The sequence below is a fragment of the Bradyrhizobium sp. USDA 4369 genome (assembly GCF_054056435.1).
In genome coordinates this window covers 481666-506242 of record NZ_JBSRYH010000001.1, presented here as the reverse complement: position 1 = coordinate 506242, position 24577 = coordinate 481666, and the positions used below count along the sequence as shown (strand labels likewise).

At 65.4% G+C, this 24577-nt stretch carries 18 protein-coding genes and 1 pseudogene; 3 read left to right on the top strand and 16 right to left on the bottom strand.

What is annotated here, in order from left to right; all coding sequences use genetic code 11:
• Positions 1–146: 146 nt before the first annotated feature.
• The 5 genes from ACVIJ6_RS02340 to ACVIJ6_RS02320 all read right to left on the bottom strand — a co-directional run bounded on the left by ACVIJ6_RS02340 (position 147) and on the right by ACVIJ6_RS02320 (position 7161).
• On the bottom strand, positions 147–344 hold the full coding sequence (locus ACVIJ6_RS02340; protein ID WP_456771312.1) for a hypothetical protein: 198 nt from the start codon (positions 342–344) through the stop codon (positions 147–149).
• A 161-nt stretch (positions 345–505) separates the two neighbouring features.
• The gene (locus ACVIJ6_RS02335) at positions 506–1780 is read right to left on the bottom strand and encodes a DUF2130 domain-containing protein (RefSeq protein WP_456771311.1); all 1275 of its coding nucleotides are present in this window, start codon (positions 1778–1780) and stop codon (positions 506–508) included.
• Between the two features lie 109 nt (positions 1781–1889).
• Positions 1890–4967: an efflux RND transporter permease subunit gene (locus tag ACVIJ6_RS02330; RefSeq protein WP_456771310.1), complete on the bottom strand. Its 3078-nt coding sequence runs from the start codon at positions 4965–4967 to the stop codon at positions 1890–1892.
• Entirely contained in the window at positions 4964–6037 is a 1074-nt protein-coding gene (locus ACVIJ6_RS02325; RefSeq protein ID WP_456771309.1) for an efflux RND transporter periplasmic adaptor subunit, read from the bottom strand. The genes ACVIJ6_RS02330 and ACVIJ6_RS02325 overlap by 4 nt, the downstream gene beginning before the upstream one ends.
• The gene (locus ACVIJ6_RS02320) at positions 6037–7161 is read right to left on the bottom strand and encodes an efflux RND transporter periplasmic adaptor subunit (RefSeq protein WP_456771308.1); all 1125 of its coding nucleotides are present in this window, start codon (positions 7159–7161) and stop codon (positions 6037–6039) included. Before ACVIJ6_RS02320 ends, ACVIJ6_RS02325 begins: the two co-directional genes overlap by 1 nt.
• A 317-nt stretch (positions 7162–7478) precedes the next feature.
• Between ACVIJ6_RS02320 and ACVIJ6_RS02315 the strand changes: the two genes are divergently transcribed.
• Positions 7479–8117: a TetR/AcrR family transcriptional regulator gene (locus tag ACVIJ6_RS02315; RefSeq protein WP_456771307.1), complete on the top strand. Its 639-nt coding sequence runs from the start codon at positions 7479–7481 to the stop codon at positions 8115–8117.
• 60 nt (positions 8118–8177) lie between these two features.
• On the opposite strand, the gene ACVIJ6_RS02310 is transcribed toward ACVIJ6_RS02315, so the two are convergent.
• On the bottom strand, positions 8178–8468 hold the full coding sequence (locus tag ACVIJ6_RS02310) for a hypothetical protein (RefSeq protein WP_456771306.1): 291 nt from the start codon (positions 8466–8468) through the stop codon (positions 8178–8180).
• 868 nt (positions 8469–9336) lie between these two features.
• Complete coding sequence (locus tag ACVIJ6_RS02305; protein WP_456771305.1) at positions 9337–10524, bottom strand: urate hydroxylase PuuD; 1188 nt, start codon at positions 10522–10524, stop codon at positions 9337–9339.
• Positions 10525–10723: 199 nt separating this feature from the next.
• Between ACVIJ6_RS02305 and ACVIJ6_RS02300 the strand changes: the two genes are divergently transcribed.
• Positions 10724–11029: a hypothetical protein gene (locus ACVIJ6_RS02300; protein WP_456771304.1), complete on the top strand. Its 306-nt coding sequence runs from the start codon at positions 10724–10726 to the stop codon at positions 11027–11029.
• Positions 11030–11046: 17 nt separating this feature from the next.
• On the opposite strand, the gene ACVIJ6_RS02295 is transcribed toward ACVIJ6_RS02300, so the two are convergent.
• Genes ACVIJ6_RS02295 through ACVIJ6_RS02285 form a run of 3 tightly spaced genes read right to left on the bottom strand, consistent with a single transcriptional unit; the run spans position 11047 to position 16012 of the window.
• Positions 11047–12444 (bottom strand): nucleobase:cation symporter-2 family protein, encoded by a 1398-nt coding sequence (locus ACVIJ6_RS02295; protein WP_456771303.1) that lies wholly within the window; start codon positions 12442–12444, stop codon positions 11047–11049.
• A 29-nt stretch (positions 12445–12473) separates the two neighbouring features.
• Positions 12474–15188: a molybdopterin-dependent oxidoreductase gene (locus ACVIJ6_RS02290; protein ID WP_456771302.1), complete on the bottom strand. Its 2715-nt coding sequence runs from the start codon at positions 15186–15188 to the stop codon at positions 12474–12476.
• On the bottom strand, positions 15185–16012 hold the full coding sequence (locus ACVIJ6_RS02285; protein ID WP_456771301.1) for an FAD binding domain-containing protein: 828 nt from the start codon (positions 16010–16012) through the stop codon (positions 15185–15187). The genes ACVIJ6_RS02290 and ACVIJ6_RS02285 overlap by 4 nt, the downstream gene beginning before the upstream one ends.
• A gap of 140 nt (positions 16013–16152) precedes the next feature.
• On the opposite strand from ACVIJ6_RS02285, the gene ACVIJ6_RS02280 reads away from it, so the two are divergent.
• On the top strand, positions 16153–17499 hold the full coding sequence (locus ACVIJ6_RS02280; protein WP_456771300.1) for an 8-oxoguanine deaminase: 1347 nt from the start codon (positions 16153–16155) through the stop codon (positions 17497–17499).
• Positions 17500–17508: 9 nt separating this feature from the next.
• Here ACVIJ6_RS02280 and ACVIJ6_RS02275 read toward each other — a convergent pair whose 3' ends face one another.
• The 6 genes and pseudogenes from ACVIJ6_RS02275 to ACVIJ6_RS02250 form a co-directional block, all read right to left on the bottom strand.
• The gene (locus ACVIJ6_RS02275) at positions 17509–18486 is read right to left on the bottom strand and encodes a peptide ABC transporter ATP-binding protein (RefSeq protein WP_456771299.1); all 978 of its coding nucleotides are present in this window, start codon (positions 18484–18486) and stop codon (positions 17509–17511) included.
• Positions 18483–19514 carry an ABC transporter ATP-binding protein gene (locus tag ACVIJ6_RS02270; RefSeq protein WP_456771298.1) on the bottom strand — a complete coding sequence of 344 codons (1032 nt, stop codon included), beginning with the start codon at positions 19512–19514 and terminating at the stop codon, positions 18483–18485. The genes ACVIJ6_RS02275 and ACVIJ6_RS02270 overlap by 4 nt, the downstream gene beginning before the upstream one ends.
• A gap of 27 nt (positions 19515–19541) precedes the next feature.
• Positions 19542–20453, bottom strand: a complete 912-nt coding sequence (locus ACVIJ6_RS02265) for an ABC transporter permease subunit (protein ID WP_456771297.1) — start codon at positions 20451–20453, stop codon at positions 19542–19544.
• Entirely contained in the window at positions 20450–21460 is a 1011-nt protein-coding gene (locus ACVIJ6_RS02260) for an ABC transporter permease subunit (protein ID WP_456771296.1), read from the bottom strand. Before ACVIJ6_RS02260 ends, ACVIJ6_RS02265 begins: the two co-directional genes overlap by 4 nt.
• 209 nt (positions 21461–21669) lie before the next feature.
• Positions 21670–23268 carry an ABC transporter substrate-binding protein gene (locus tag ACVIJ6_RS02255; RefSeq protein WP_456771295.1) on the bottom strand — a complete coding sequence of 533 codons (1599 nt, stop codon included), beginning with the start codon at positions 23266–23268 and terminating at the stop codon, positions 21670–21672.
• Between the two features lie 222 nt (positions 23269–23490).
• Positions 23491–24571 (bottom strand): annotated as a pseudogene (locus ACVIJ6_RS02250) (BMP family ABC transporter substrate-binding protein).
• Between the last annotated feature and the right edge of the window lie 6 nt (positions 24572–24577).

Genomic DNA, 24577 nt, shown 5'->3' with positions numbered 1-24577 from the left:
ACGGGGCGCTCCCGCTCCCCGTTGTACACGGCGGCGCGACGATCTTCGCTCGCGCTGAGAGGGGAGGGGTGAGGTAAACCGAGCAAGAGGCAAGCCGCAGCATCACATCGACAGCTCATTCATCTTCTGGCTAATTCGCCCTCGTCTCACATCGGATGATGCGACAGGTAGGCTGTCGTCTTGAGGATGATCATCAAGGTCAGCAGGCCGCAGGCGCCGGTCAGCACCAGCGTGAAGCGCGCGAACTGACCGAGCAAGGCACGGGCCCAGTCGTTCGCGCGCGCCTCAGGTTTTGACCATGCCGCACGATGCAGCTGTTGGTGGTGAGACGTGAGAAGGGACATCTGATCCATCCATATGTTCGGTCGGCCAAGCCGACCTTCGCTCGGATGGATGTGCCTCCGCATGCCATAGGAATGCGAGACGCGGCCGCGTGCGGCCGCATAGGAAAATCATAAAAGTATGATGGTGCAGGGCTACTGCCGAATGCGCGCGAGCGGCGCGCCTACTCCGCCGCCTCGCTCTTGCCCTCGATCAGCAGCACGTCGAGGCTTTCGATCTCCTGCATCGCCCGTCCGGCGATGCCCTGCAGGTCGCCATAGAGCCCCGCTGTGGAATCCAGCACGCCGCGCAGCTGCTCCTCGCGCTTGGCCCACAGCCGCATCATGGTCTTGCGCTCGCGATCGAGATCCGACTGCATCTCGGTGAAGCGCTCGACGATGGCGTCGATGCGGTGACGAAAACGGGGACCTGTGAGATAGGCGTAGACCATCTCCATCTTGGTCTGCTGGCCCTCCTGGGCGAGCTTGCTGCCGGCGACGTCGATCAGCGACTGCCGCAGCGCGAGCGACAGCGGCAGGGCGAAGCGCGGCTCGGCGACCCAGACGCCGTCGATCAGATCGAAGCCGTCGACGCCCTTGGGCAGCGCTGTCGAGACGATCAGCGCGATGTCGGCTTTGGCCGCGCGCAGGTCGTCACGCAGCTTCACCAGCCAGCCATCGCTCCAGTTCTTGGTGCGCTTGGATTCCCACAGGATCGCGCCGCAGACCTGGCCGCTCGGGGCCACCACCCGATGGATCACGTCGCCGCCGAATTCGCCCTTCGGCACCGGCTCGACCAAATCGCGCGGAAAGCGCGCGCGCAATTGCGACTCCAGCTCGATCTCCAGCGCCTCGCCCTGCAGCTGCTGCGAGCCCTGCTCGGCCTTGCGGCGGAGCTCCTCGATCTGGCGCTGCATGCCGGCGATCTGGGTCTCCTTCTCGGCGACCTTGGCCTTCAGCCCTTCTTCGGCCTCGAGCCGCGCCTTGTCGCGCACGGCGACGAGCGACTCCTGGACCTTCTTCTCGACGGTGAGATCGAGCTCGCGGCGGGCCTCGTCGAGCTCGCGCTGCTTGCGCATCATCTCGGCCTGCGCCTTCTGGGCGTCGGCGAGCTTGGCGTCCTTGCTGATAATGGCCTGATGCAGCTCGGCGAGCTGGCGGTCGCGATTGCCTATCTCATCCGCGACGGCTTGGCGCGCCTTCGCCGCCTCGGCCTCGGTGATCGCGGCGCGCTCGGCCTTCAGCTTGGCGGCGACCTGCTGGTCGATCGCGGCCTTGGCCTGCGCGATCTGCTCCTGCGCCGCCTTGAGCTGAGCCTCGCGGCGGCCGAAATCGGCCTCCTTGGCCTGGAGCTGCTTCTCGAACTGCCGGCGCGTCTCCGCGATCAGGGGCGCAGCGAGCTGCTCGGTCAGCTTGATCTCGGTGCGGCAGGAGGGGCAGACGATCTGAGGATCGGTCATGATTCGCATCCTTCCATGGAAGCCGAACCTAACCGGCCGCCGCGTGGCGTTTAACCCACGCGAACGGCTTATCCCATGCAATTATCTGCGATTCCCACCGTTCGGCGCCTTACGCGCCGTGCGGCGTGGACTCGGGCTCCGCCATCGTCTCCGGCGTCTTGATGCGGAACCAGGCGACGTAGAGCGCCGGCAGGAACAAGAGCGTCAGCACGGTGCCGACGATGATGCCGCCCATCATCGCATAGGCCATGGGGCCCCAGAACACCTCCCGGGCGATCGGAATCAGCGCCAGCGAGGCTGCGGCGGCGGTCAGCATGATCGGCCGCATGCGGTGCTCGGTCGCCTCCATGACCGCCTCCCAGGGCGGCCGGCCCTCTTCGCGCAGATGCTCGATCTGCACGATCAGGATCACCGAGTTGCGGATCAGGATGCCGATCAGCGCGAGCACGCCGAGGATGGCGACAAAGCCCAGCGGCGCGCCGCTCGGCAGCAGCGCCGCGACGACGCCGATCAGGGCGAGCGGCGCCACCGCGAACACCAGGAACAGGCGTTGGAAGCTCTGCAGCTGCAGCATCAGGATGGTGGCCATCGTGAACAGCATGATCGGCACGACGGCAATGATCGGCGCCTGGCTCTTGGCGCTTTCCTCGACCGCGCCGCCGATAACGACCTTGTAGCCGGCCGGAAGCTTGGCGTTGAAGGCCGTGATCGCGGGTTTGAGCTGATCGACCACCGTGTTCGGCTGCACCTGATCGATCACGCTGGCCTTCAAGGTCAGCGTCGGCTGCCGCGAGCGCCGCCAGATCTCGGGCTGCTCGATCTGGTAGCGCAAGGTCGCGAGCGCCGCGAGCGGGATCGACTGGCCGTTCGATCCGGACAGCTGCAGGTCGCGCAGCGTCTCCAGCGACTGCCGTTCCTTGGCCTGGGCGCGGCCGCGAACGTCGATCAGGTAGATGTCGTCGCGCACCTGGGTGATCGAGGTGCCGTCGAGCACGCTGTTCAGCGCGTTGGCGATGTCCTCGGAGCTGACGCCGAGCTGGCGCGCCTTGTCCTGCAGCACGTCGACCTTCACGACGCGTGCGGGCTCCATCCAGTCGAAGATGACGGCGCCGAGATGGCTGTTGGCCCGCATCACTCCGGCGAGTTGCTGGGCGATTTCGCGCACCTTGGCGACATCAGGCCCGCTGACACGATATTGCACGGGGCGGCCGACCGGCGGCCCGATGTCGAGCAGATGTACATAAGCGTCGGTGCCCGGGAAGGTCTTGGTGAGATAGGCCTGCAGCTTGGCACGGGCGCGGTCGCGCGCTTCGAGGCTCTTGGTGACGATGATGATCTGCCCGAACGACACGTCGGCCGGCTGCACGTCGAACGACAGGACGAAACGCTGCGCGCCGGAGCCGACATAGGTCGACCAATGGTCGATGTCGGGATCGCCCTTGAGCGCCTCCTGCTCGAACTTCGCCATCTGCGCGTTGGTCTCGGCGATCGAGGAGTTCTGCGGCAGGTTGAAGTCGATGACCAGCTCGTTGCGGTCGGAGGAGGGGAAGAACTGCTGCTGCACGAAGCGCATGCCGAACACCGACAGCGCGAAGATCAGGATGGTCGTGATGATCGTGGTCCAGCGATGCCGCATGCAGGCATCGAGCATGACGCGGAACATCCGCGTCAGCCGGCCCGCCTCGGCATGATGGCTCGGCAGGCTCGCGGGCAGGATGGTGACGCCGAGCAGCGGCGTGAACAGCACGGCCACGATCCACGACACGATCAGCGAGACCGCGATCACGACGAACAGCGTGAAGGTGAATTCGCCGGCGGCGCTGTTGTTCAGCCCGATCGGGATGAAGCCGGCGACTGTGACCAGCGTTCCCGTCAGCATCGGGAACGCCGTGGACGTGTACACATAGGTCGCCGCCTTCTTCAGCGAATCGCCGACCTCGAGCCGCGCCACCATCATCTCGACCGCGATCATGGCGTCGTCGACAAGGAGGCCGAGCGCGATGATCAGCGCGCCCAGCGAGATGCGCTGCAGCGAGATGCCGGTATAGGCCATGACCAGGAAGGTGATCGCGAGCACCAGCGGGATCGAGATCGCGACGACGAGGCCGGCGCGCACGCCGAGGCTGACGAAGCTGATCGCGAGCACGATGATGACGGCCTCGTAGAGCGCCTTGGTGAAGCCACCGACGGCTTCCTCGACGATCTTGGGCTGGTCCGAGACGAGATGCACGCCGACGCCGACCGGCAGGTCGGCAACGACCTTGGTCATCTCCTCCTTCAGCGCCTCGCCGAAATCGAGTAGATTGGCGCCGGCCTTCATGCCGATGGCAAGCCCGATGGCCGGCTGGCCGTTGACGCGGAACAACGAAGTCGGCGGGTCCTCATAGCCGCGGCTGATGGTGGCGACGTCGGTGAGCGGGAAGAAGCGGTCGTTGATGCGCAGATTGATCGCCTTGAGGCTCTCCTCCGAGCTGAACTGGCCGGAGACGCGCACCGCGATGCGCTCCGGGCCGGCCTGCAGCACGCCGGACGGCGACACCGCGTTCTGGGCCTGCAGCGCATTGAGGATGGTGCGCTGGTCGATCCCGAGGGCGGCGACCTTGCGCGGCGAGAATTCGAGATAGATCACCTCGTTCTGCGCGCCGACGATGTCGACGCGGCCGACATTGGGCACGGTCAGCACCTTGGCGCGAACCTCCTCGACGCGGTCGCGCAGCTGGCGCTGGCTCAGCCCGTCGCTGGTGAAGGCGTAGATGTTGCCGAACACGTCGCCGAAGCGATCGTTGAACCCAGGGCCGACCACGCCCGACGGGAAGTCGCCCTTGATGTCGTTGATCAGGTTGCGCACCTGCAGCCAGGTCGGCACCACGTCACGCGCTTTCGTCGTGTCGCGCAGATTGACGAACACGGTGGTCTGGCCGGGCACGGTCAGGCTCTTGGTGTAGTCGAGCGCCGGCAGCTCCTCGAGCTTCTTCTCGATCCGCTCGGTGACCTGCCGCGTCATCTCCTCGGCGGAAGCGCCGGGCCATTTGGCCTGGATCAGCATCGTCTTGATGGTGAAGGACGGATCCTCCTCGCGTCCCAGATGCAGATAGGAGTAGAGGCCGGCCGCCATGAAGGCGATCATGAAGTACCAGACGAGCGAGCGGTGCTCGAGGGCCCAGTCGGAGAGGTTGAAGGACTTCACGGCTGAGTTTCCTGATCGATGCGGATGGACTGGCCATCCTTGAGACTGTTCACGCCGGCGGTGACGACGCGCTGGCCGGCTTCGAGCCCGCCGGTGACGCGGATGCTGCCGTCCTCGTTGCGGGCGATCGTGATTTCCTGCCGCTTCACCGTCTTGCTGGCGGGATCGACCAGCCAGACGAAGCTCTTGTCGTTCTGCTCCAGCACGGCCGAGCGCGGCAGCCGGATGACCATCTTCTGCTCGGCGTCGAGACTGGCCGTGACCGTGGTGCCGAGACGCATGATCTCGGGCGGATTATCGAGCGTGATGCGGACACGGCGCGTGCGCGTCGTCGCATCGGCGCGTGGCGCGATCTCGCGCACTTTGCCCGAGGCGCTGACGCTGGGATCGACCTGCAGGCGCACCGTGAATGGCGTGCCGGCCTGCAATGCGCCGGCGATGTCGTCACCGACATCGATGACCGCCTCGCGGATGTCGGGCCGCGCCACGGTCACGACGCTCACGCCGGGCGAGACGACCTGGCCGACCTCTGCGCTGACGGCGGTGACGATGCCGGCGAAATCCGCCTTCAGCTGGGCGTAGCCGAGCTGCTCGCGCGCCTTGGCAAGATTGGCCTGCGCCTTGATCACCGAGGCCTGCGCCGCCGCCCTTGACTGCTCGGCGCTTTCCAGCGTCGCCTTCGTGGTTGCATCGGTTTCTAGCAAGGTGCGCTGCCGGCCTTCGGTGCCGGTGGCATTGGTCAGCTGCGCCTGGCTGCGGGACACGTCGGCGACCGAGGCGCGAACCGCCAACTCGAGCGCGGCAGGATCGATCGCCGCGACGACCTGATCCTTCTTCACGATGTCGCCGACATAGACCGGCCGGGCGATCAGTCGTCCCAGCACACGGAAGCTGAGATCGGCCTTGTAGCGCGGCTCGACCGTGCCGGTGACCGCCGAGGCATTGGCAGCCTGCGGCTCGACCTTCATCGACAGCACCGGCCGGATCGGCTCGGGCGCCTCGTTCTTCTCGTTGCAGCCGGCGAGCACGGCGAGCGCGAGAACCGGAAACACAGAACGCATCGGCGTCATCACGACCGCGTCTCCTCGTTGAATGTAACCTTCTGTCCGACGCTGAGCAGCTTGCCGCCCTCGGTCACGACGCGATCGCCCGGCTTCAGTCCGGAGGAGACGACGATGGCGCCGGTCTCGTAGTCCTCGATCGTGATCGGCTTGAGCGACACCGATTTGTCGCTGTCATCGACCAGCCAGACAGCCGGCGTCTTGCCGGTCGCGGTCAGCGCGCTCCACGGCAGCACGATGCGCTGCTCGGGCTTGATGAAGCCGGTGGCGGACACGGCGCTGCCCAGGATCATCTCGGGCGGCGGATTCTCGATCGCGATCTTGACGCGAACCGTTCCGGATTGGGAATCGATGGTCGGCGAGACCTCGCGCACGCGGCCCTTGGCGGTCACGGAAGGATCCGAGAGCAGTGCCAGCGCGACCTTGGTGTCGTCGAATTTCAGCGACAGCGCTGCTTCGTAGACATCGATGACGGCATCGCGGTCGCCGTCACGGGCGAGCGTGAATACCGGCTGTGCGGCCTGCGCGACCTGACCGGCCTCGATGTTGCGCGCGGTGATCGTGCCATCGGCGTCGGCGCGCAGCTCGGTGTAGGTGAGCGCATCCTTCGCGGTGTCGCGCTGCGCCTTGGCAGCTTCCAGCGATCCTTCCGCGGTCCGCAGCGTCTCCTGGGCCTGATCGAACGTCGCCCTGGTCGTGAAGCCGCTCGACAACAAGGTCTGCTGGCGATTGAAATTGGAGGTCGCGACCTTGACCTGCGATTCCGCGGCGCTGACCGCCGCTTCGGCGGAATTCAGGTCGGCCTGCTGTTCGGCGGGATCGATCCTGGCCAGCACCTGGCCAGCCGTGACATGTGCGCCAACCTCGACGAGCCGCTCGGTGACACGGCCGCTGACCCGGAACGACAGGTCCGCGAGCACGCGCGGCTGGACATCGCCCGTCAGCGTGATCGATTGCCGCCGCTCCGACAGCTTCACCGTCTCGATCTGCACCAGCCGGGCCGGTTGCTTGGCGACATTCGCCTTCCGGTCGCAGCCCGCCAGCAGCAGCCCGACCGCGGCACAGCCGACCATGATCGCAAGGCGAGGGCTTGATGACCAGGCGGGAGGGGGAGATCGCATGAATGAGATCATGGTTGCACGTTCAGGCCCAAAGCGAATGGTTGACAGTTTCCATCCGACCGAGCGGACCGTCGGTCGCATGGCATCCGGACGATGAAACGGGTGGCGCAGCAGGCCGAAGAACCCCGACCAGCGGTTTCCCGTCGGGAGGGATCACGGCTTCGGGAACCATGCTGAGCATCATCCCCTTGACAGTGCGTGAATTAGACAATCATGTCTAGAAATTGTTGTCTAGTAACATTCCTGTTGGACGGTTTAGAACTCGGAATGGCCGTCCCTGGGGCGAGGACATCGAGCCCTCGGGGGCCGAAATGAGGACGTGACCAGACGTGCGGCGGAAGGATGTAACGAAACCGGAGCCTTCGACGCGGACCGCGGCCCGCGCGCCCCGCCAGGCGCGAGGGCGTGAGCGCCGCGAACAGCTCCTTGATGCGGCGGCAGCGCTCATCGCCGAGTCCGGGCTTGCTGCGGTCAGCATGCATGCCGCGGCCCAGCGTGCGGGTGCCTCGATTGGCTCCGCGTATCACTTCTTCCGCGACAAGGACCAGATGCTCGATGCGCTGGCGGAGCGGCACGATGCCGAGCTGCGGTCGGCATTCGATCGTGTGCTGCAGAGAACCGATGCGGAGTGGGCGGCGCTGTCGCCAGCCGAGATCATCGAACAACTGATTGGCTGGGCGATCCGCTACTTCGTCCGTCATCCTGATGCGCTGGCGACGCTCGATCTGCATGACAAGGCCATGCATGCCGAATTCAACGCGGTCATCGACCGCATCCTGCGCGCCAGGCTCGGTGAGGAGCTGGGGCCGCAGACGGCCACAACGATCGACGCGGTCATGCTCGGCACCTTGCTGTTCACGCGCGAGCAGGACCCGCGCAGCCGCGATCTCGTGGTCGCCGTGTTGCCGGACATGCTGGCATCCTATCTGATCGCGCTGGAGGCGAAAGCGAAGCGGGCCAAACGATGACGCGGCTTCGCGCCCGATTTGCAGCCTGCCAGTGGCTCAAAGCGGGCGCGGAGATGCATCTCAGCCACCTCTCGGCGTCGGCGGCGCGGCCTGATCGGCGCTCGTCATCGGCAGCGGCACCGCGTCCTCGGCGAGGACCGAGCGGACCGACGCGAGCCGCCGCTTGATGCTCGCATCGCGTTGCCTGACAATCGCTTCGATCAGCCACGCGACCAGACCAACGACTGCAAAGCTGACGAGCAGCGAGATGACCAGCAGCCCGAGATAAAGCTTCAGCTCCGAACTCGCGAAGCAGGCCATCGCGATGAGCGCGACAACAATGGCCAGCAGGCCTTTGACGGAGGTCGACATTGTGGGCGTTTCGCTGAGACTGGTTGTTGCCGCACTCTAGCGTCATCTTCTCCGCAGCCAAGCCGCGTGGCTGAGGGTGGTAAACATTACTGCAAAGGTCATGACGAGAATCGCGCGTCCTCGAACTGAATCGTATTTTATGACGCCTGATCTCAACCGCTCGTTGCGCTTGTGGGGTTGTCCCCGCGCTCGTCTCCCGCATTCCTCGCACGACTCGGGGGTGATACTTGGAAGCGATGGCGCCAGGACACCAGTTTCGCGAAGCTTCCCATCTGACGAGGCCCGTCACGTTCCTCGCCGAAAATAAATCTCTTTCGTTTAATCAGAAAATGTGGTTCTCTAGCGTCATCCCGCCTCATGCAGAGGGACGTGCGCGTCGTCACGATACGTTGGGGTGGGTCGCGGTGGCCGTGAATGGCGGTGCAGGACGAGCGCTGTCGGGCACGGACGCAAAATCGTGTGGTCCTGGCGCCCCGATGCCGGCGCCAAGTCCTTGGGGATGATGAACCCGAGGACGACGGTGGCTAAAAGCCGGACACCGAGGAGAGCGCGACATAAGCGTGAAAACCATCGCGCAGGGAAGGCCGGGTCTGTCCGGCTGTACCTGTGGTTCCTGCCCCGTGCATTTTTTCACGCACGGGGGCCACGGGCCTCAGCCGAGGTCCGGTCTTCCCTCGCCCTCGCATTTCGTAGAGGGTGAAACATGCCGCATAACCCGAGCCGATCGCGCTGCGGGAACGTCGCGGTGCGTCTTGTCGGCGCAAAGCGCGATGTGAGCGAGAGGAATGTCGTTGGCCGAGAGGCGAGAAGTCGACGCGACGATGCTTTCGATGAAATCGGTTATTCGACATGTGAGGACAGAGGTGCGCTATTGCGCGCCCGCCCAGGCCGCGAGGACGGCGCGCTCCTCGCCGGTGATCTCGGTGATGTTGCCGGGCGGCATGGCGCTCGACCACGCCGCATTGCGCGCAATCAGCCGCGCATTGCGCTGGATATTCTCGGCAGTGTCGAGAAGCACGCCCTTGGGCGCGGCCACGATGCCCTCCCACACCGGTTCGGCGGCATGACACATGCTGCAGCGGGAGGTCACGATGTCCGCGACCTCAGCGAAACTCGGCTGCGCGGTGCCGGCTGCCGCCTTGGCATCGCGCGGGCCGGCGGAGGACAGCAGCAGGATCGCGGTCATGCCCGCGGCGGCGACGCCCCACACCCACCAGGGCGCGGGATTGCCCTTGTGGCGCTCGTTGAAGAAGTGGCGGATCACCGGACCGAGCGCCAGCACGATGGCGACGATCGCCCAATTGTAGCGGGTGCCGAACAACAGCGGATAGTGGTTGCTGATCATCAGCACGACGACCGGCAGGGTCAGGTAGTTGTTGTGGACCGAGCGCTCCTTGCCGGCCTTGCCGAGCCTGGGATCGGGCGCCTCGCCCGCCAGCAGGGCGGCGACGATCTTCTTCTGGTTGGGGATGATGACCGCGAATACATTGGCGACCATGATGGTGCCGATGATGGCGCCGATCTGGTTGAAGGCACCGCGGCCGCTCAGCACATGCGTGAAGGCATAGGTGAGCGCGACCAGGAAGATATAGCCGCCGATTGCGAACGGCAGCTCATGCTTCGCAAGCCCGCTGCGGCAGGCGGCCTCATAGAGCAACCAGGCCAGCGCCAGCGAGCCGAAGCTGAACAGGCCGGCTTGAACCGGCGTCAGATCGAGGATCGACTTGTCGACCAGGAACAGGTCGGCATTGAGATAGTACACCACGATCATCAGCACGAAGCCGGACAGCCAGGTGGTGTAGGCCTCCCATTTGAACCAGGTCAGTTCGCTCGGCATCTGGGCCGGCGCCACGAGATATTTGACGATGTGGTAGAAGCCGCCGCCATGGACCTGCCAGGCCTCGCCCATCACGCCGTTCGGCAGACCCGCGCGCGGCTTCAGGCTGAGATCGAGCGCGATGAAATAGAACGAGCTGCCGATCCAGGCGATGGCGGCGATCACGTGCAGCCAGCGGAAGATCAGGCTCAGCCATTCCGATATGATCGAAGCCCACATCGCGCGGTCATCTCCTCATCCGGGGCGCCGCGGAAGCTGGGCGCCTGCCTGTCATCTGTCGCATCGATCGGGAGTGATTTCCAGCGCATCGCGGCGGCGGCTCCTGCACAGCAGGCAGGCCGGCCTGCACGCGCGATGTGGTGGACTTCGGCGCTGCGATTGCGTTCAATGCGTCGGATAGCGAAGCGGGGCGGATGCGATGAAGAGACTGATCCTGATCATGCTGGTCGTGGCGCTGCCCGCCTTGTCGCAGGCTGCGCTGGCACAGATGGCGCCTGCGCCAAAGCCCGGTGTGACCAAGCGTGCCGATGCCTGCGCGCCGATCGGACGCACCGAGGACGGCAAGTTGGTGTATTCGATGAAGTGCGAGACCCTTCCCAAACCGGTGACGCCGCCGCAAGCGTCGGCTCAGCCGAGCGCACCGGCTGCAGCCGCCGAGCCGGAGCCCGAGACGGAGCGAAGCGGTCTGTTCGGCATGTCGTTCGATCGCCGTCCCAAGCAGTAGCGCAGTCATGCTTCGCCTCAGACGTGCTGGGCGGACGAGGCCGCGGCTGCGGCATCGGTTTCCGCGGTCTTGCCGCTGCCGAGTCCGTTGAAGAAGGCATTCAGCAGCACGGCGACCAGGGCGCACAACAGGATGCCGGATTCCAGCAGCGGCTGCAGGTCCTTGGGCAGGTTGTGGAAGAAACTGGGCGCGGCGAGCGGGATCAGCCCGAACCCGACCGAGATCGCGACAATGAACAGATTGAAGCGGTTGGTCTTGAAATCCACAGCGGCGAGGATGCGCGCGCCGGTCGCCGCTACCATCCCGAACATCACCAGGCCGGCGCCGCCGAGCACGACCTGCGGCACGGCTTCGACCAGCGCCGCCGTTTTCGGCAGCAGTCCGAGCAGCAGCATGATGACGCCGCCGGTCACCGTGACCCAGCGCGTGCGCACGCCGGTAACCGACACCAGCCCGACATTCTGCGAGAAGGACGTATAGGGGAAGGTGTTGAAGAGGCCGCCGAGCAGGGTGCCGACGCCGTCGGCGCGCAGGCCGCGCGCCAGCGCCTCGCGATCGACCTTCTTGCCGGTCATCTCGCCGAGCGCCAGGAACATGCCGAGCGATTCGATCATCACCACGATCATGACGATGCACATCGTCACGATCGGCACCGGCTTGAATTGCGGAACGCCGAACTTGAACGGCACCACCAATGCGCCCCAGGGGGCGGCCGCGACCTTGTCGAAATGCATCACGCCCAGCGCGCTGGCGAGCACCGCGCCCGCGACGATGCCGAGCAGCACCGAGACGTTGGCGACGAAGCCGGTGCCCCATTTGATCAGGCCGAGGATCACCAGCAGCACGAACAACGCGATGCCCAAGCCCTGCAACTGACCATAATCCGGATTGGGAAAATTGCCCCTGACGCCATCGACGACCTTGATGATGGTCGGCTGGCCGCCGCCGGCCCAGTTGATGCCGACCCGCATCAGCGAAACGCCGATGATGAGGATGATGGTGCCAGTCACGACCGGGGGAAACAGCGGCAGCAGCCGGCTGATGAACGGCGCAATGATGATGCCGAACAGGCCGGCGGCGATCACCGAGCCGTAGATGCCCAGCAATCCGATCTCGGGCGAGGCAGCCATCGACAGCATCGGTCCGACGGACGCGAAAGTGACGCCCATCATGACCGGGAGGCGGATGCCGACGCCGGGAAAGCCTATGCACTGCACCAGCGTGGCAAGCCCGCAGGCGAACAGATCGGCGCTGATCAGGAAGGCGACGTCCTCTGGCGGCAGCTTCAGGGCGCGGCCGATGATCAGCGGCACGGCGACGGCGCCGGCATACATCACCAGCACGTGCTGAAGGCCGAGCGCGAGCAGCTTCGGCACGGGAAGCATCTCGTCGACCGGATCAATCGTCTTGCTCATGTGTCCCCCCAGATCGTCCCTTGGTCGTGTCAGTCGCGGAACTTCTCCTGCAACAGCGGAAACAGCCGGTCCGGCTTGAAAGGCGTGGCCGTGAAGCGGATGCCGGTCGCCGCGCGCAGCGCGTTGCCGAGCGCCGCGGAGACCGGGTTGTACGGGCTCTCGCTCATCGACTTCGCCCCCAGCGGCCCGATCGTGTCGGTCGTTTCGGCAAACAGCACCTCGGTGCGCGGCACGTCAGCATAGGACGGCAGATGATAGTCGCGGAAGCGCGGATTGATGACACGGCCCGTATCGTCGATGACGATCTCCTCGTAGAGCGCGGCGCCGAGCGACTGCGCGACGCCGCCTTCGATCTGGCCGCGGCATTGCATCGGATTGGCGACCCGGCCGGCATCGGCCGCCTGCACGCTTTTGAGGATCCGGACCACGCCGGTGTACTTGTTCACGGCGACACGGAAACCCTGGACGTTGAATGCGACCGATCGCGGCGTGCCCTGGGAATTGCCCTGCGCGGTCAATGGCGGCCCACCGGCCTTGATGAGGTCAGTGAAGGGAAGACGGCGAGCGCCGCAACTGACCGCATCATCGGCGAGCCGGCACTCGCCCGGGTCGACGTTCCAGTGATCCGCGGCGACGCGCTTGATCGTCTCGGCGAGCGCCTCGGCTGCGGCCTGTGTCGCCCGGCCTGCCACGAAGGTGCCGGTCGAGCCGTAGGCGCCGGTGTCGTGGCCGCCATGGGCGGTGTCGGATTGCTTGAGGGTGATGCGGTCGACGGTGGTTCCGAGGATCGTGGCGGCGATCTGCCGGTGTACCGTGCTGGTGCCGTTGCCGAACTCGGCGGTGCCGACGGTGAGCGTGAAGCCGCCATCCTCGCCGAGGCTGATCGCGGCATCGGCGATGTGCCCGTCGGGCGGCACGGTATCGATCATGGTCAAGGCGATGCCGTCGCCCGTCAGCCATTCGTCGGAGAGCTCCGGCGTCGGCGTCGCCTCGGCCATCGCGCGCTCCACCAGATCGAGGCATTGGTCGAGCCCGTAGGAGCCGTACAGAACATCGCTGGGCTCGGCGTCCGGCGGCGACAGCATGGGATCGCCGGGCCGGACGATGTTGCGGCGGCGCATCTCATACGGGTCGATGCCGAGCTGCAGCGCGAGCTCGTCGATCGCGGCTTCGACCGCCAAGGTCGTCTGCGGCAGGCCGTAGCCGCGATAGGCGCCGGCAGGCACCGTGTTGGTGTAGACGGCGGCCGCGTCGACCTTCTTGTTCGGACAATTGTAGACCGCGATCGACTCGCCGCAGGCATGGAACAGCACCGGTCCGGCATGATTGCCATAGGCGCCGGTATTGGACAGCACGTCGAGCTGCAGCGCGGTGAGCTTGCCGTCCTTGTCGGCGCCCGCCTTGATGGTGACGCGCATCGGATGCCGTGTCGAGGTCGCGATGAACTGCTCCTCGCGGGTGAATTCGAGCTTCACCGGCCGCTTCGTCTTCAGCGCCGCGAGTGCCAGGATATCCTCGACGAACATTTCCTGCTTGCCGCCGAAGCCGCCGCCGACGCGTTCGCAGAACACCCGGACCTTGTCGGGGGCGAGTGCAAAGATCTCGCTCAGCGCCCGCCGCGTCAGGAACGGCACCTGCGTGCTGGAGCGGACATTCAGCGTGCCGTCCTCGTCGAGCCAGGCAAGGCCGCCATGCGTTTCCAGCGCGGCATGCTGGACGCGCTGCGTCGTGAAGATGCCCTCATAGGTCGCCGCGGCGGCGGCAAGCGCTGCGGCGACGTCGCCGAATTCGCCATGGGTCTCGGCAACGATGTTGCGGCTGACATCGGCGATGCGATGCTCCCGGCTGCGGCCGGCGTGGATGACCGGCGCGCCGGGCGCGATCGCTTGCGCAGGATCGACGACCGCGGGCAGGACCTCGTAGTCGACGCGCAGGCGCCGGCAACCTTCCTCGGCAGCGGCTTCGCTGTCGGCGACCACGGCCGCGACCTTCTGGCCGATGAAGCGGACGGTATCGTCGAGCACGCGGGTGTCGGCGGGATCCATCCAGTCCTGCTCGTGGCGCGCGGTCGAGAACAGCGTCGCCGGCGCATCCTCATGCGTCAGCACCGCGTGCACGCCCGGCACGGCGAGTGCCGCAGCTTTGTCGATGCTGGTGATGCGCGCATGCGCATGCGGGGAGCGCGCGAGCTTGACATGCAGCAGGCCTTCGATGGCGGTATCGAAGGTGTAGCGCACCTTGCCGCGCACCACATCGGGCCCGGCGGGCGCGGGCAGGCTGCGGCCGAAGGCTTCGCCGGCGGCGACATCCTCGATATGGGTGCGGCCGAGCAGGGCGTCCTCGATGGCCCGATAGCCGGTGCAGCGGCACAGATTGCCCTTCAGCGCGGCGCCGAGATCCTTCTTCTGGGCCTGGTTGAGCGAGGCGCAGGTGACGATCATGCCGGCGGTGCAGAAGCCGCATTGAAACGCCTGGGCGTCGAGAAAGGCCTGCTGCATCGGATGCAGGCCGTCGGCGGTGGCGAGACCTTCGACCGTCGTGACCTCGCGGCCATCGGCGCGAAAGGCGGGGATCAGGCAGCTGTGCACCGGCTCGCCATCGAGCAGCACGGTGCAGGCGCCGCAGTCGCCGGCATCGCAACCTTTCTTCACGCCGAAATGGCCGGTGTCGCGCAGAAAAGTGCGCAGGCATTGCCCGGGGCGCGGTGCGGCATCAACCGCCTTGCCGTTGACGACGACGCTCATGACCGTGCGCCGCTTGCGAGTTCGCCGCGGATCTCCTCCGCGAGGCGCAACGTCATGGCCTTGCGCCAGGTCGGCTTGCCGTGGACATCGTCATGATAGAGCGCGTCGGACACGCCGTCGAGAATGCTGGCGCGCAGCGTGGCCGCGTCGGGAATCGTCGCAAAGCGCAGCTGCAACGGCCTGATCGTCGATGCGGTGATCGTGAGCGCCAGGTCGCCGTCACGGCCTGCCGTGCCGATCAGCAGCGCGCCGGAGCGTCCGACGGGCGTCAGCGCGATCTGACGAAATGCTGTGCGGCGCTTCAAGGCGGCGAGGGGGACGTCGATCTGGCGCAGCAGGTCGCCGGAGGCAAGGAGGTTGCTGTTGTTGCCGGTGACGAAGTCGGTGACTGCGACGCGCTGCTCGCTGCCGTCATTCCTCCAGATCGTGCAGACGCCTTCGAGGGCCGCGAGCAGCGAGATCATCGGTCCGGCCGGCAGCGACATGCAGAGATTGCCGCCGACCGTTGCCGTCTTCCAGATCTTGAAGGAGGCCAGGAACGCTCGGCAGCATTGATCGATCAGCGGTGCCGCGATCCAATCGGACGGACATGGCAGCGCGTCGAGCTCGGCGACGCTGCAGGTCGCCGCGATGCTCAGCCCCTGATCGTCGATCGTGAGGGGGGGCCAGGCGAAATCGCCGAGGTCGATCAGCCGCGTCAGCTGCGCCTGTGGCTCGGAGAACAGCCAGGTGCCACCTGCCAGCCAAGCGTCGCCTGCCTTCCAGCTGGGCAGCTCTGCCCGCGTTCTGGGACGCACGATCTCGGTGACAGTATTCAGGTCCATGGTAACGCAAGCTCGTTGGCGCAGGGCATCGCGGGCGAAATCCTTGCAAGACCAGCGCCAACTGGCAATAGGATGAGGTTGGCCTTTCGCTTGCAAGCTACCGGCACGCGCAAGAGCCCACATAGCGAGACGAGACAGCCATGAGCAGCATGCCGATCTGGATCAAGGACCCGCTCGCCATTCTGGCGGAGGGCGCCGGCCGCGGCCTCGTCGTTAAGGACGGCCGCATCGTCGAGCTGGTGCCGGCCGGCGCCGAGCCCGCGACCGCGGGCGTGGTTGCCCATGATGCCAGTGGGCACGTCGTGATCCCCGGTCTGATCAACACGCACCACCATTTCTACCAGACGCTGACACGTGCGCTGCCGGCGGCGATGGACCGCGAGCTGTTCCCGTGGTTGAAGGCGCTGTATCCGATCTGGGCGAAGCTGACGCCGGAGGCGCTGGACGCGGCGGTCACGGTCGCGATGGCCGAGCTGATGCTGTCGGGCTGCACCACGACGACGGATCATCATTACGTGTTCCCTTCCGGCCTGGAGGACGCCGTCGGAATCGAGGTCGAGGCCGCGAAGCGGCTCGGCATCCGGGTGCTGTTGACCCGTGGCTCGATGAATCTGTCCGAGCGCGACGGCGGATTGCCTCCGGACAGTGTGGTGCAGGACGAGGATACGATCCTCGCCGACAGCGAGCGCGTGGTCGCGCAGTTTCACCAGCGCGGGCCGGATGCGATGGTGCAGATCGCGCTGGCGCCGTGCTCGCCGTTCTCGGTCACCGGATCCTTGATGCAGCAGACGGCCGCCTTGGCCGAGAAGCTCGACGTGCGGCTGCACACGCATCTGGCGGAGACCGAGGACGAGAACCGATTCTGCGAGGCCATGTTCGGCTGTCGTCCGCTCGATTATCTCGAGAAACATGGCTGGCTCGGCCCGCGGACCTGGCTCGCGCACGGCATCTTCTTCAACGCCGACGAAATGAAGCGGCTCGGCAAGGCCAAGACGACGATCAGCCATTGCGCCTGCTCGAACCAGCTGCTTGCCTCCGGAGCTTGTCCGGTGTGCGAGATGGAAGACGCCGGTGTCGGCATCGGTCTAGGCGTCGACGGCTCCGCCTCCAATGACGGTTCCAATCTGATGCAGGAGGTGCGCGCCGCGTTCCTGATGCAGCGCGCCCGCTATGGCGTCAGCCGGCTGAGCCACAAGGATGCGCTGCGCTGGGCGACGAAGGGCTCGGCAGCCTGCGTCGGACGTCCGGAGCTCGGCGAGATCGCGGTCGGCAAGGCCGCCGATCTCGCGCTGTTCAAGCTCGACGAGCTGCGCTTCTCCGGCGCCGGCGATCCGATGGCGGCGCTGGTGCTGTGCGGTGCGCACCGCGCCGACTGCGTCATGGTCGGCGGCCGCTGGACGGTGATCGACGGCGCCATTCCGGGCCTCGACGTCGCCGCGCTGATCCGGCGCCACAATGCGGCGGCAGAACGGATGCGGGCCGGCTGATGACGATCGTCAGGCCGGCTGTGTGTCCAGGAAGCGCTCGGCGTAGTGGCAGGCGACGAGGCGGCCATCGAGCGAACGCAGCGGCGGGCGCTGTGCGCGGCAGAACTCCGTCACATGCGGGCAGCGGGTCGAGAACACGCAGCCGGCGGGCGGATCGAGCGGCGAGGGCAACTCGCCCTTGGGCACGATGCGCCGTCCCTTGCGGCCAAGACCCGGGGTGGCGTCGACCAGCGCCTGGGCGTAAGGATGCAGCGGCCGCGCAAAGATGCGGTCCTTCGGCCCATGCTCCATGACCAGGCCGAGATACATGATCAGCACGTCGTCGGCGATATGTCTGACCACGCCGAGGTCGTGCGAGATGAAGAGATAAGCGAGCCCGAGCTCGCGCTGCAGGTCGGCGAGCAGATTGAGCACCTGCGCCTGCACCGACATGTCGAGGGCGGAGACCGGCTCGTCGGCGACCAGCAGCTTCGGCCGCAGCATCAAGGCCCGCGCGATCGCGATGCGCTGCCGCTGCCCGCCCGAGAACATGTGCGGATAGCGGCCATATTGCTCCGGGCGAAGCCCTACCTTCGCCATCATGTCGAGCGCCTGCGCCCGCCGCTGCTGCTGGGAGAGGTTGGTGTTGATGATCAGCGGCTCTTCCAGGATGGCGCCGATCCGCTTGCGCGGGTTGAGCGAGCCATAGGGGTTCTGGAATACGATCTGCACCGTTCGTCGCAACACCTTGGCGGCGCCGGCCGGCGGATGGACGGCATCGAGCCCGTCGAGCGTCAGCGTACCGGCGCTGGGCTTCTCGATCAGAGTGACAAGTCGCGCGAGGGTCGACTTGCCGCAACCGGATTCGCCGACGATCGCCAGCGTCTTGCCGGCGTCGATCGCAAAGGATATGCCGCCGACGGCCTGCAACTGCGCCGGGGTGCGGAACAGGCCCTGCCGGATCTCGTAGCTTCGCTTGAGATCACTGGCCGTGACGAGCGCCGTCATGACACGGCCTCGCGCTTGCTGGCGGCAGCGCTGTCACCGCCGTCAGCGGCACGTCGCGCCTCGCGCGTCGAATCTCCGAGCGGATAATGGCAGCGGATCAGGCCATCGCGCCACGGACGCAAATCGGGGCGGAGCTCGTCGCTCAACGGCGTCGCGGAGGCGCAGCGCGGACTGAACAGGCATCCGCGCGGCCGATCATAGGCGCCGGGCACCACGCCCGGAATGGTGGCGAGCCGCCCGCCATCGCTCGCCTCCGGGCGCGCCGCCAGCAGCGCGGCCGTATAGGGATGCTGTGGCGATTCGAGCAGGCCCTGCGTCGGCCGCACTTCCATGATCTGCCCAGCATACATCACCGCGACCCGCTCGGTCGTGTCCCAGACCACGCCCATATTGTGCGTGATCAGGATCAGCGCCATGCCGCGGTCGCGCTGCAGCGACAGCAGCAGATCGAGGATCTGAGCCTGGATGGTGACGTCGAGCGCCGTCGTCGGCTCGTCAGCGATCAGGAGCTTCGGATTGCAGGCGATCGCCATCGCGATCATGACGCGCTGGTTCATGCCGCCAGAAAGCTGGTGCGGATAGGCCGACAGCCGGCTCTCCGCGGCGGGAATGCCGACCTGTTCCAGCAGTTCGATCACCCGCCGCCGCGCGGCCTTGCGGTCCATCCCCTCATGGATGCGCAATGTCTCGGCCAGTTGATAGCCGATCGTGAAGGACGGGTTGAGCGACGTCGTCGGCTCCTGAAAGATCATCGCGACGTCCTTGCCGGTGAGGGCCCGCCGCTCGCGCTCGGACAGGCGTTGCAGATCCTTGCCCTCGAACCGCAGCCTGTCGGCCTCGACGCGTCCGGGGTGAGGGACCAGCCCCATCAGCGCCAGCATGCCGACGCTCTTGCCGGAGCCGGATTCGCCGACGATTCCGAGCACCTCGCCCCTGTCGAGCGTGATGCTGATGCCGTCCACGGCGCGCAGCATGCCGTTGCGCGACGGGAAGGCGACCGACAAATTTTCGATATCGAGAAGCGGCATCGGGGCGCCCTTACTGCGTTGCCAGCGTCATCGTTTGAGCTTGGGATCGAGCGCATCGCGCAGCCCGTCGCCCAGCAGATTGAAGGCCAGCACGGTCAGCAGGATCGCCAGGCCCGGCAGTGTGACGACCCACCAGGCCCGCAGCACGAATTCGCGCGCGTCCGCCAGCATGGTTCCCCATTCCGGCGAGGGCGGTTGCGCACCAAGACCGAGGAAGCCGAGCGCGGCCGCGTCCAGGATCGCGGTGGAGATGCCGAGCGTCGCCTGCACGATCAAAGGCGCCGCGCAATTCGGCAGTACCTCCTTGAACATCAGCCGGAGCCGGCCGGCGCCTGCGACCTTGGCCGCGGTGACATAGTCCTTGGAAACCTCGCTGATCACGGCGGCACGCGCGATCCGCACGTAATGCGGCAGCAGCACGATTGCGACCGCCAGCATGGCATTCATCAGGCCCGGCCCGAGAATCGCAACGATCACGATCGCGAGCAGAAGGCTCGGCAGCGTCAAGGTGATGTCCATCAGCCGCATGATCGCGACCTCGGTCACGCCGCGGAAGAAGCCCGCGACGAGACCCAGGATTGTCCCCGCGATCACGGACAGGCTGACCACCGCGATGCCGATCAGCAGAGACAGCCGCGCGCCGTGGATCAAACGGGACAGAATATCGCGTCCGATCGCGTCGGTCCCGAGCGGATAGGTGAGCGATCCGCCTTGCTGCCAGAATGGCGGTCTCAGGAACGCCGTATCATTGGTGAGAACCGGCGAATGCGGCGCGACGAGATGGGCTGACAGCGCCAGCAGGATGAGGACCGTGATCAGGACGAGGCCCGCGACCGCGCCTGAATTCTTCCGGAAGTCGAGCCAGAACTCCAACAAAGGAGACGGCGGTGCGGCTGCCGGTGCTGTCACGGCGGGGGCTGGAAGAGGGTGGATGGTCATCGCGTGTACCGGATGCGTGGGTTGATCAGCCCATAGGCGAGATCAACCAGGAGATTGACAGTCATGACGACCGCGCCAATCATCAACGTGCCGCCCTGCAACACGGGATAGTCCCGGCGGTTGATGCCCTCGATCAGCCATTTGCCGACGCCCGGCCAGGAAAAGATCGTTTCGGTGAGGATGGCGCCGGTGAACAGCACGCCGACCTGCAGGCCGATCACCGTCACCACCGGGATCAGGGCATTGCGCAGGGCATGGATCGCGATCACGCGGAAGCGCGGCAGGCCCTTGGCGCGGGCGGTGCGGATGTAATCCTCGCCCAGCACCTCCAGCATCGCCGAGCGCGTCATGCGCGCGATCACTGCAAGCGGCACGGTGCCGAGCACGATCGTCGGCAGCACGAGATGCGACAGGGCGGACCGGAACGCGCCGCCGTCGCCCGCAAGCAGCGTATCGATCAGCAGAAAGCCTGTGACCGGCTCGATGAAGTACTGCACTGCGATCCGGCCCGACACCGGCGTCCACCCAAGCTGTACCGAGAACAGCAGGATCAGCAGCAATCCCCACCAGAAGATCGGCATCGAATAGCCGGTGAGCGAGATCCCCATCACGCCGTGATCGAAGATCGAGTTGCGCCGGACCGCCGCGATAATGCCGGCCGGCAGCCCGACACACAGCGCAAACAGGATGGCGCAGATCGACAATTCGACCGTGGCCGGAAACAGGCTCTGGAATTCGGCAATGACCGGCTCATGCGTGACGATCGAACGGCCAAGGTCGCCATGCACCAGCCGCGACAAATAGAATCCATATTGGACCAGCACCGGCTGATCGAAGCCGTAATCTTTGCGAAGCTGCGCGAGGCGGGCGGGATCGATGCCGCGTTCGCCGGCCATGGTCTCGATCGGATCCCCGGGGATCAGACGGATCAACACGAAGACGAGCAAGGTGATTCCGATGAACGTCGGAACCACGAGGCTCAATCTGGTCAGCGCGAATCGAAGCATGCCTGGCTCTGTCGTCCCCGACCGCGAGGACGGATTAATCGAATTCAACCACGAGATCGAGGATGGCCTCGCTCAACTCGCCCTGGCGGGATCTGCTGGCGTCGAACCATGATTCCGCGTGCCATGCTCGCAAGTTCGGGGATCATGAAGTTCAGGGATCATGGAGGGCAGCCCCCGACGGGCTGCCCTTGTGCGACAGCGGAGTCACGTCAGTCCTTGACGTCGACACCGTAGAAGCTGTGCCGTCCGAACGGCGACAGTTTGAAGTCGATGACGCGCTTGCTGACAGGCTTTAACTGCACGGCATGCGCAATGGTGTACCACGGCGCCTGCTCCTTGAAGACGACCTGGGCCTCCGCATAGAGCTTGGCACGCTCGGCCTGATCGCTGACCGTTTTGGCCTTCACGACCAGATCGTCGAACGGCTTGTAGCAGAACTTCGCGATGTTCGAGCCCGAGCCCGAGGCCGAGGCGCAACCGAGCAACGTGTGCAGGAAATTGTCGGGATCGCCATTGTCGCCGGTCCAGCCATACATGCCCATCTGATGCTCGCCGGCCTGCAATCGCTTGCGGTATTCACCCCATTCGAACGACTTGATCTCGGCCTTGATCCCGATCTTGGCGAGGTCGGCCTGCATCAATTCGGCGATCCGCTTGGCGTTCGGATTGTAGGGACGCTGCACCGGCATGGCCCACATGTCCGTGTCCAGCCCGTTGGGAAATCCGGCTTCGGCGAGCAGCTTCTTGGCGGCCTCCGGATCATAGGGATCGTCCTTGACGTTGTCATTGTAGGACCACATCGACGGCGGGATCGGGTTCTTTGCCGCAATGCCGGTCGACAGATAGACGGCGTCGATGATCGCCTTCTTGTTGATCGCCATGCTCAGGGCTTTGCGCACGCGGACATCATCGAACGGCTTCTTCTGCGTGTTGAACGCCAGATAGCCGACATTGAGGCCGGGTTGTTCGAGGACCGTGACGTTCGGGTCTTTCCTGATCGCATCGATGTCGGCCGGGTTCGGATAGGGCATCACGTCGCATTCGCCCTTCTGCAGCTTGGCCCAGCGAACGGACGAATCCGGCGTGATCGAATAGACGAGGTCGTCGATCTTGGCCTTGCCGCCCCAATATTGCGGGAAGGACTTGTAGCGGATCACCGCGTCCTTTTGATACTGCACCAGATAGAACGGGCCCGTGCCGATCGGATCCTGGTCGATCTTCTCGGGCGTCCCGGCCTTCAGCATCGCATCGGCATATTCCTTCGACTGGATCGCCGCGAACGGCATCGCGAGATCCGCAAGGAACGGAGCCTCCGGCTGATTGAGCGTGATCTTGATCGTGTAATCATCGATCTTCTCGACCGACTTCAACAGTTTCGGCAGCGCCATGTCACCGAAATAGGAATGGTTCGGGCTCGTCACCTTGAAATAAGGATGATCCTCTTTCCACTGCCGCTCGATCGAGAACAGAATGTCGTCGGCATTGAAGTCGCGCGTGGGCTTGAACGATTTCGATGTCGTGTGCCACTTCACGCCCTTCCGCAGATTGAACGTATAGGTGGTGCCGTCGGGCGAGATCGTCCATGTTTCGGCCAAGCCTGGCACCACTTGCGTGCTGCCGCGATCGAACTCGACAATGCGATTGTAGATCGGCTCATTGCCGTCGAACGAGGTCCCGGTCGTGTTGATGCCGGGATAGAAATTTTCAGGGCTGCCTTCTGAGCAGAACACGAGAGTTTTTGCGAAAGCGGCGGGAGAGGCCAGCAACGCCGAAGCGCAGACGGCAACAAGCAGGTTACATTTGTTCACGGATGGAACTCCAGGTAGAAACTGGCGATGCAAAGAGGGGATGCGCCGCATCGTCGCGCCTGCCTCAACCTTGCTATTGTGTGTTGCTGCTGTCAATGCATCGTAAGGTAGAGCGCAGGTAGCTCTCTATGCAGGCGCTTGTCCGCCGCTCATGGCGGACCCCCTACACCTGCGAACCCCTGCCGTAATGCGAACGGCAGGGGTCTTGGTCGCTGATCGCGATTACTTGCCGGGAAGCTTGTCGTCGACGCCTTTGACGTAGAAGTTCATGCCGAGGATCTGGCCGTCGGCCAGATGATCGCCGCCCTTGCACTCCACCTCCTTCCCGTCCTGGCCGACGACCGGGCATTTGAACGGATGCAGCCTGCCTGCGGTGATCGCGGCCTGCGTCTCCTCGGCCATCTTCTTCACGTCATCAGGCATGTTGGTGTAGGGCGCCATTTCGAACATCTTGGAATCGAGGCCGCCCCAGGTGTCCTCCGACTTCCAGGTGCCGTCGAGCTCGGCCTTGACGCGGGAGATGTAGTAGGGCGCCCAGGTGTCGAGGATCGAGGTCAGCTGCGCTTTGGGGCCGAACTTGATCATCTCGGAGTCCTGGCCGAAGGCGAGCTTGCCGCGCTCGGCCGCGACCTGCATCGGCGCCGGGCTGTCGGTATGCTGCATGATGATGTCGGCGCCCTGATCGAGCAGCGCCTTGGCGGCGTCGGCCTCCTTGCCAGGATCGAACCAGGTGTTGACCCAGATGATCTTGACCTTGATGTTGGGATTGATCGACTGCGCGCCGAGCATCGTCGCGTTGATGCCCGAGACCACCTCGGGAATCGGGAACGAGCCGATATAGCCAAGCACGCCGGCCTTCGACATCTTGGCCGCGATCTGGCCCTGGATATAGCGGCCCTGGTACCAGCGCGCCGAATAGGTCGACATGTTCTTGTCGCGCTTGTAGCCGGTGGCGTGCTCGAAATGCACGTTGTGGATATTTTTTGGCGACCTTCAGGGTCGGGTCCATGTAGCCGAACGAGGTCGTGAAGATCAGCTTGTTGCCGGCGCGGACCAACTGCTCGATGGCGCGCTCGGAGTCGGGGCCTTCCGGAACGTTCTCGAGATAGGTCGTCTCGATCTTGTCGCCGAACTCCTTCACGAGCGCCTGGCGCGCCAGTTCGTGCTGATAGGTCCAGCCGAGATCGCCGATCGGTCCAAGGTAGATGAAGCCGACCTTCAGCTTGTCGGCGGCGTGCGCGACGCCGGCGATGCTCCCCGCCAGCATCAGCGCGGCGGCAGCCCCCAGAAGCCTTTTCATCATCGTCAA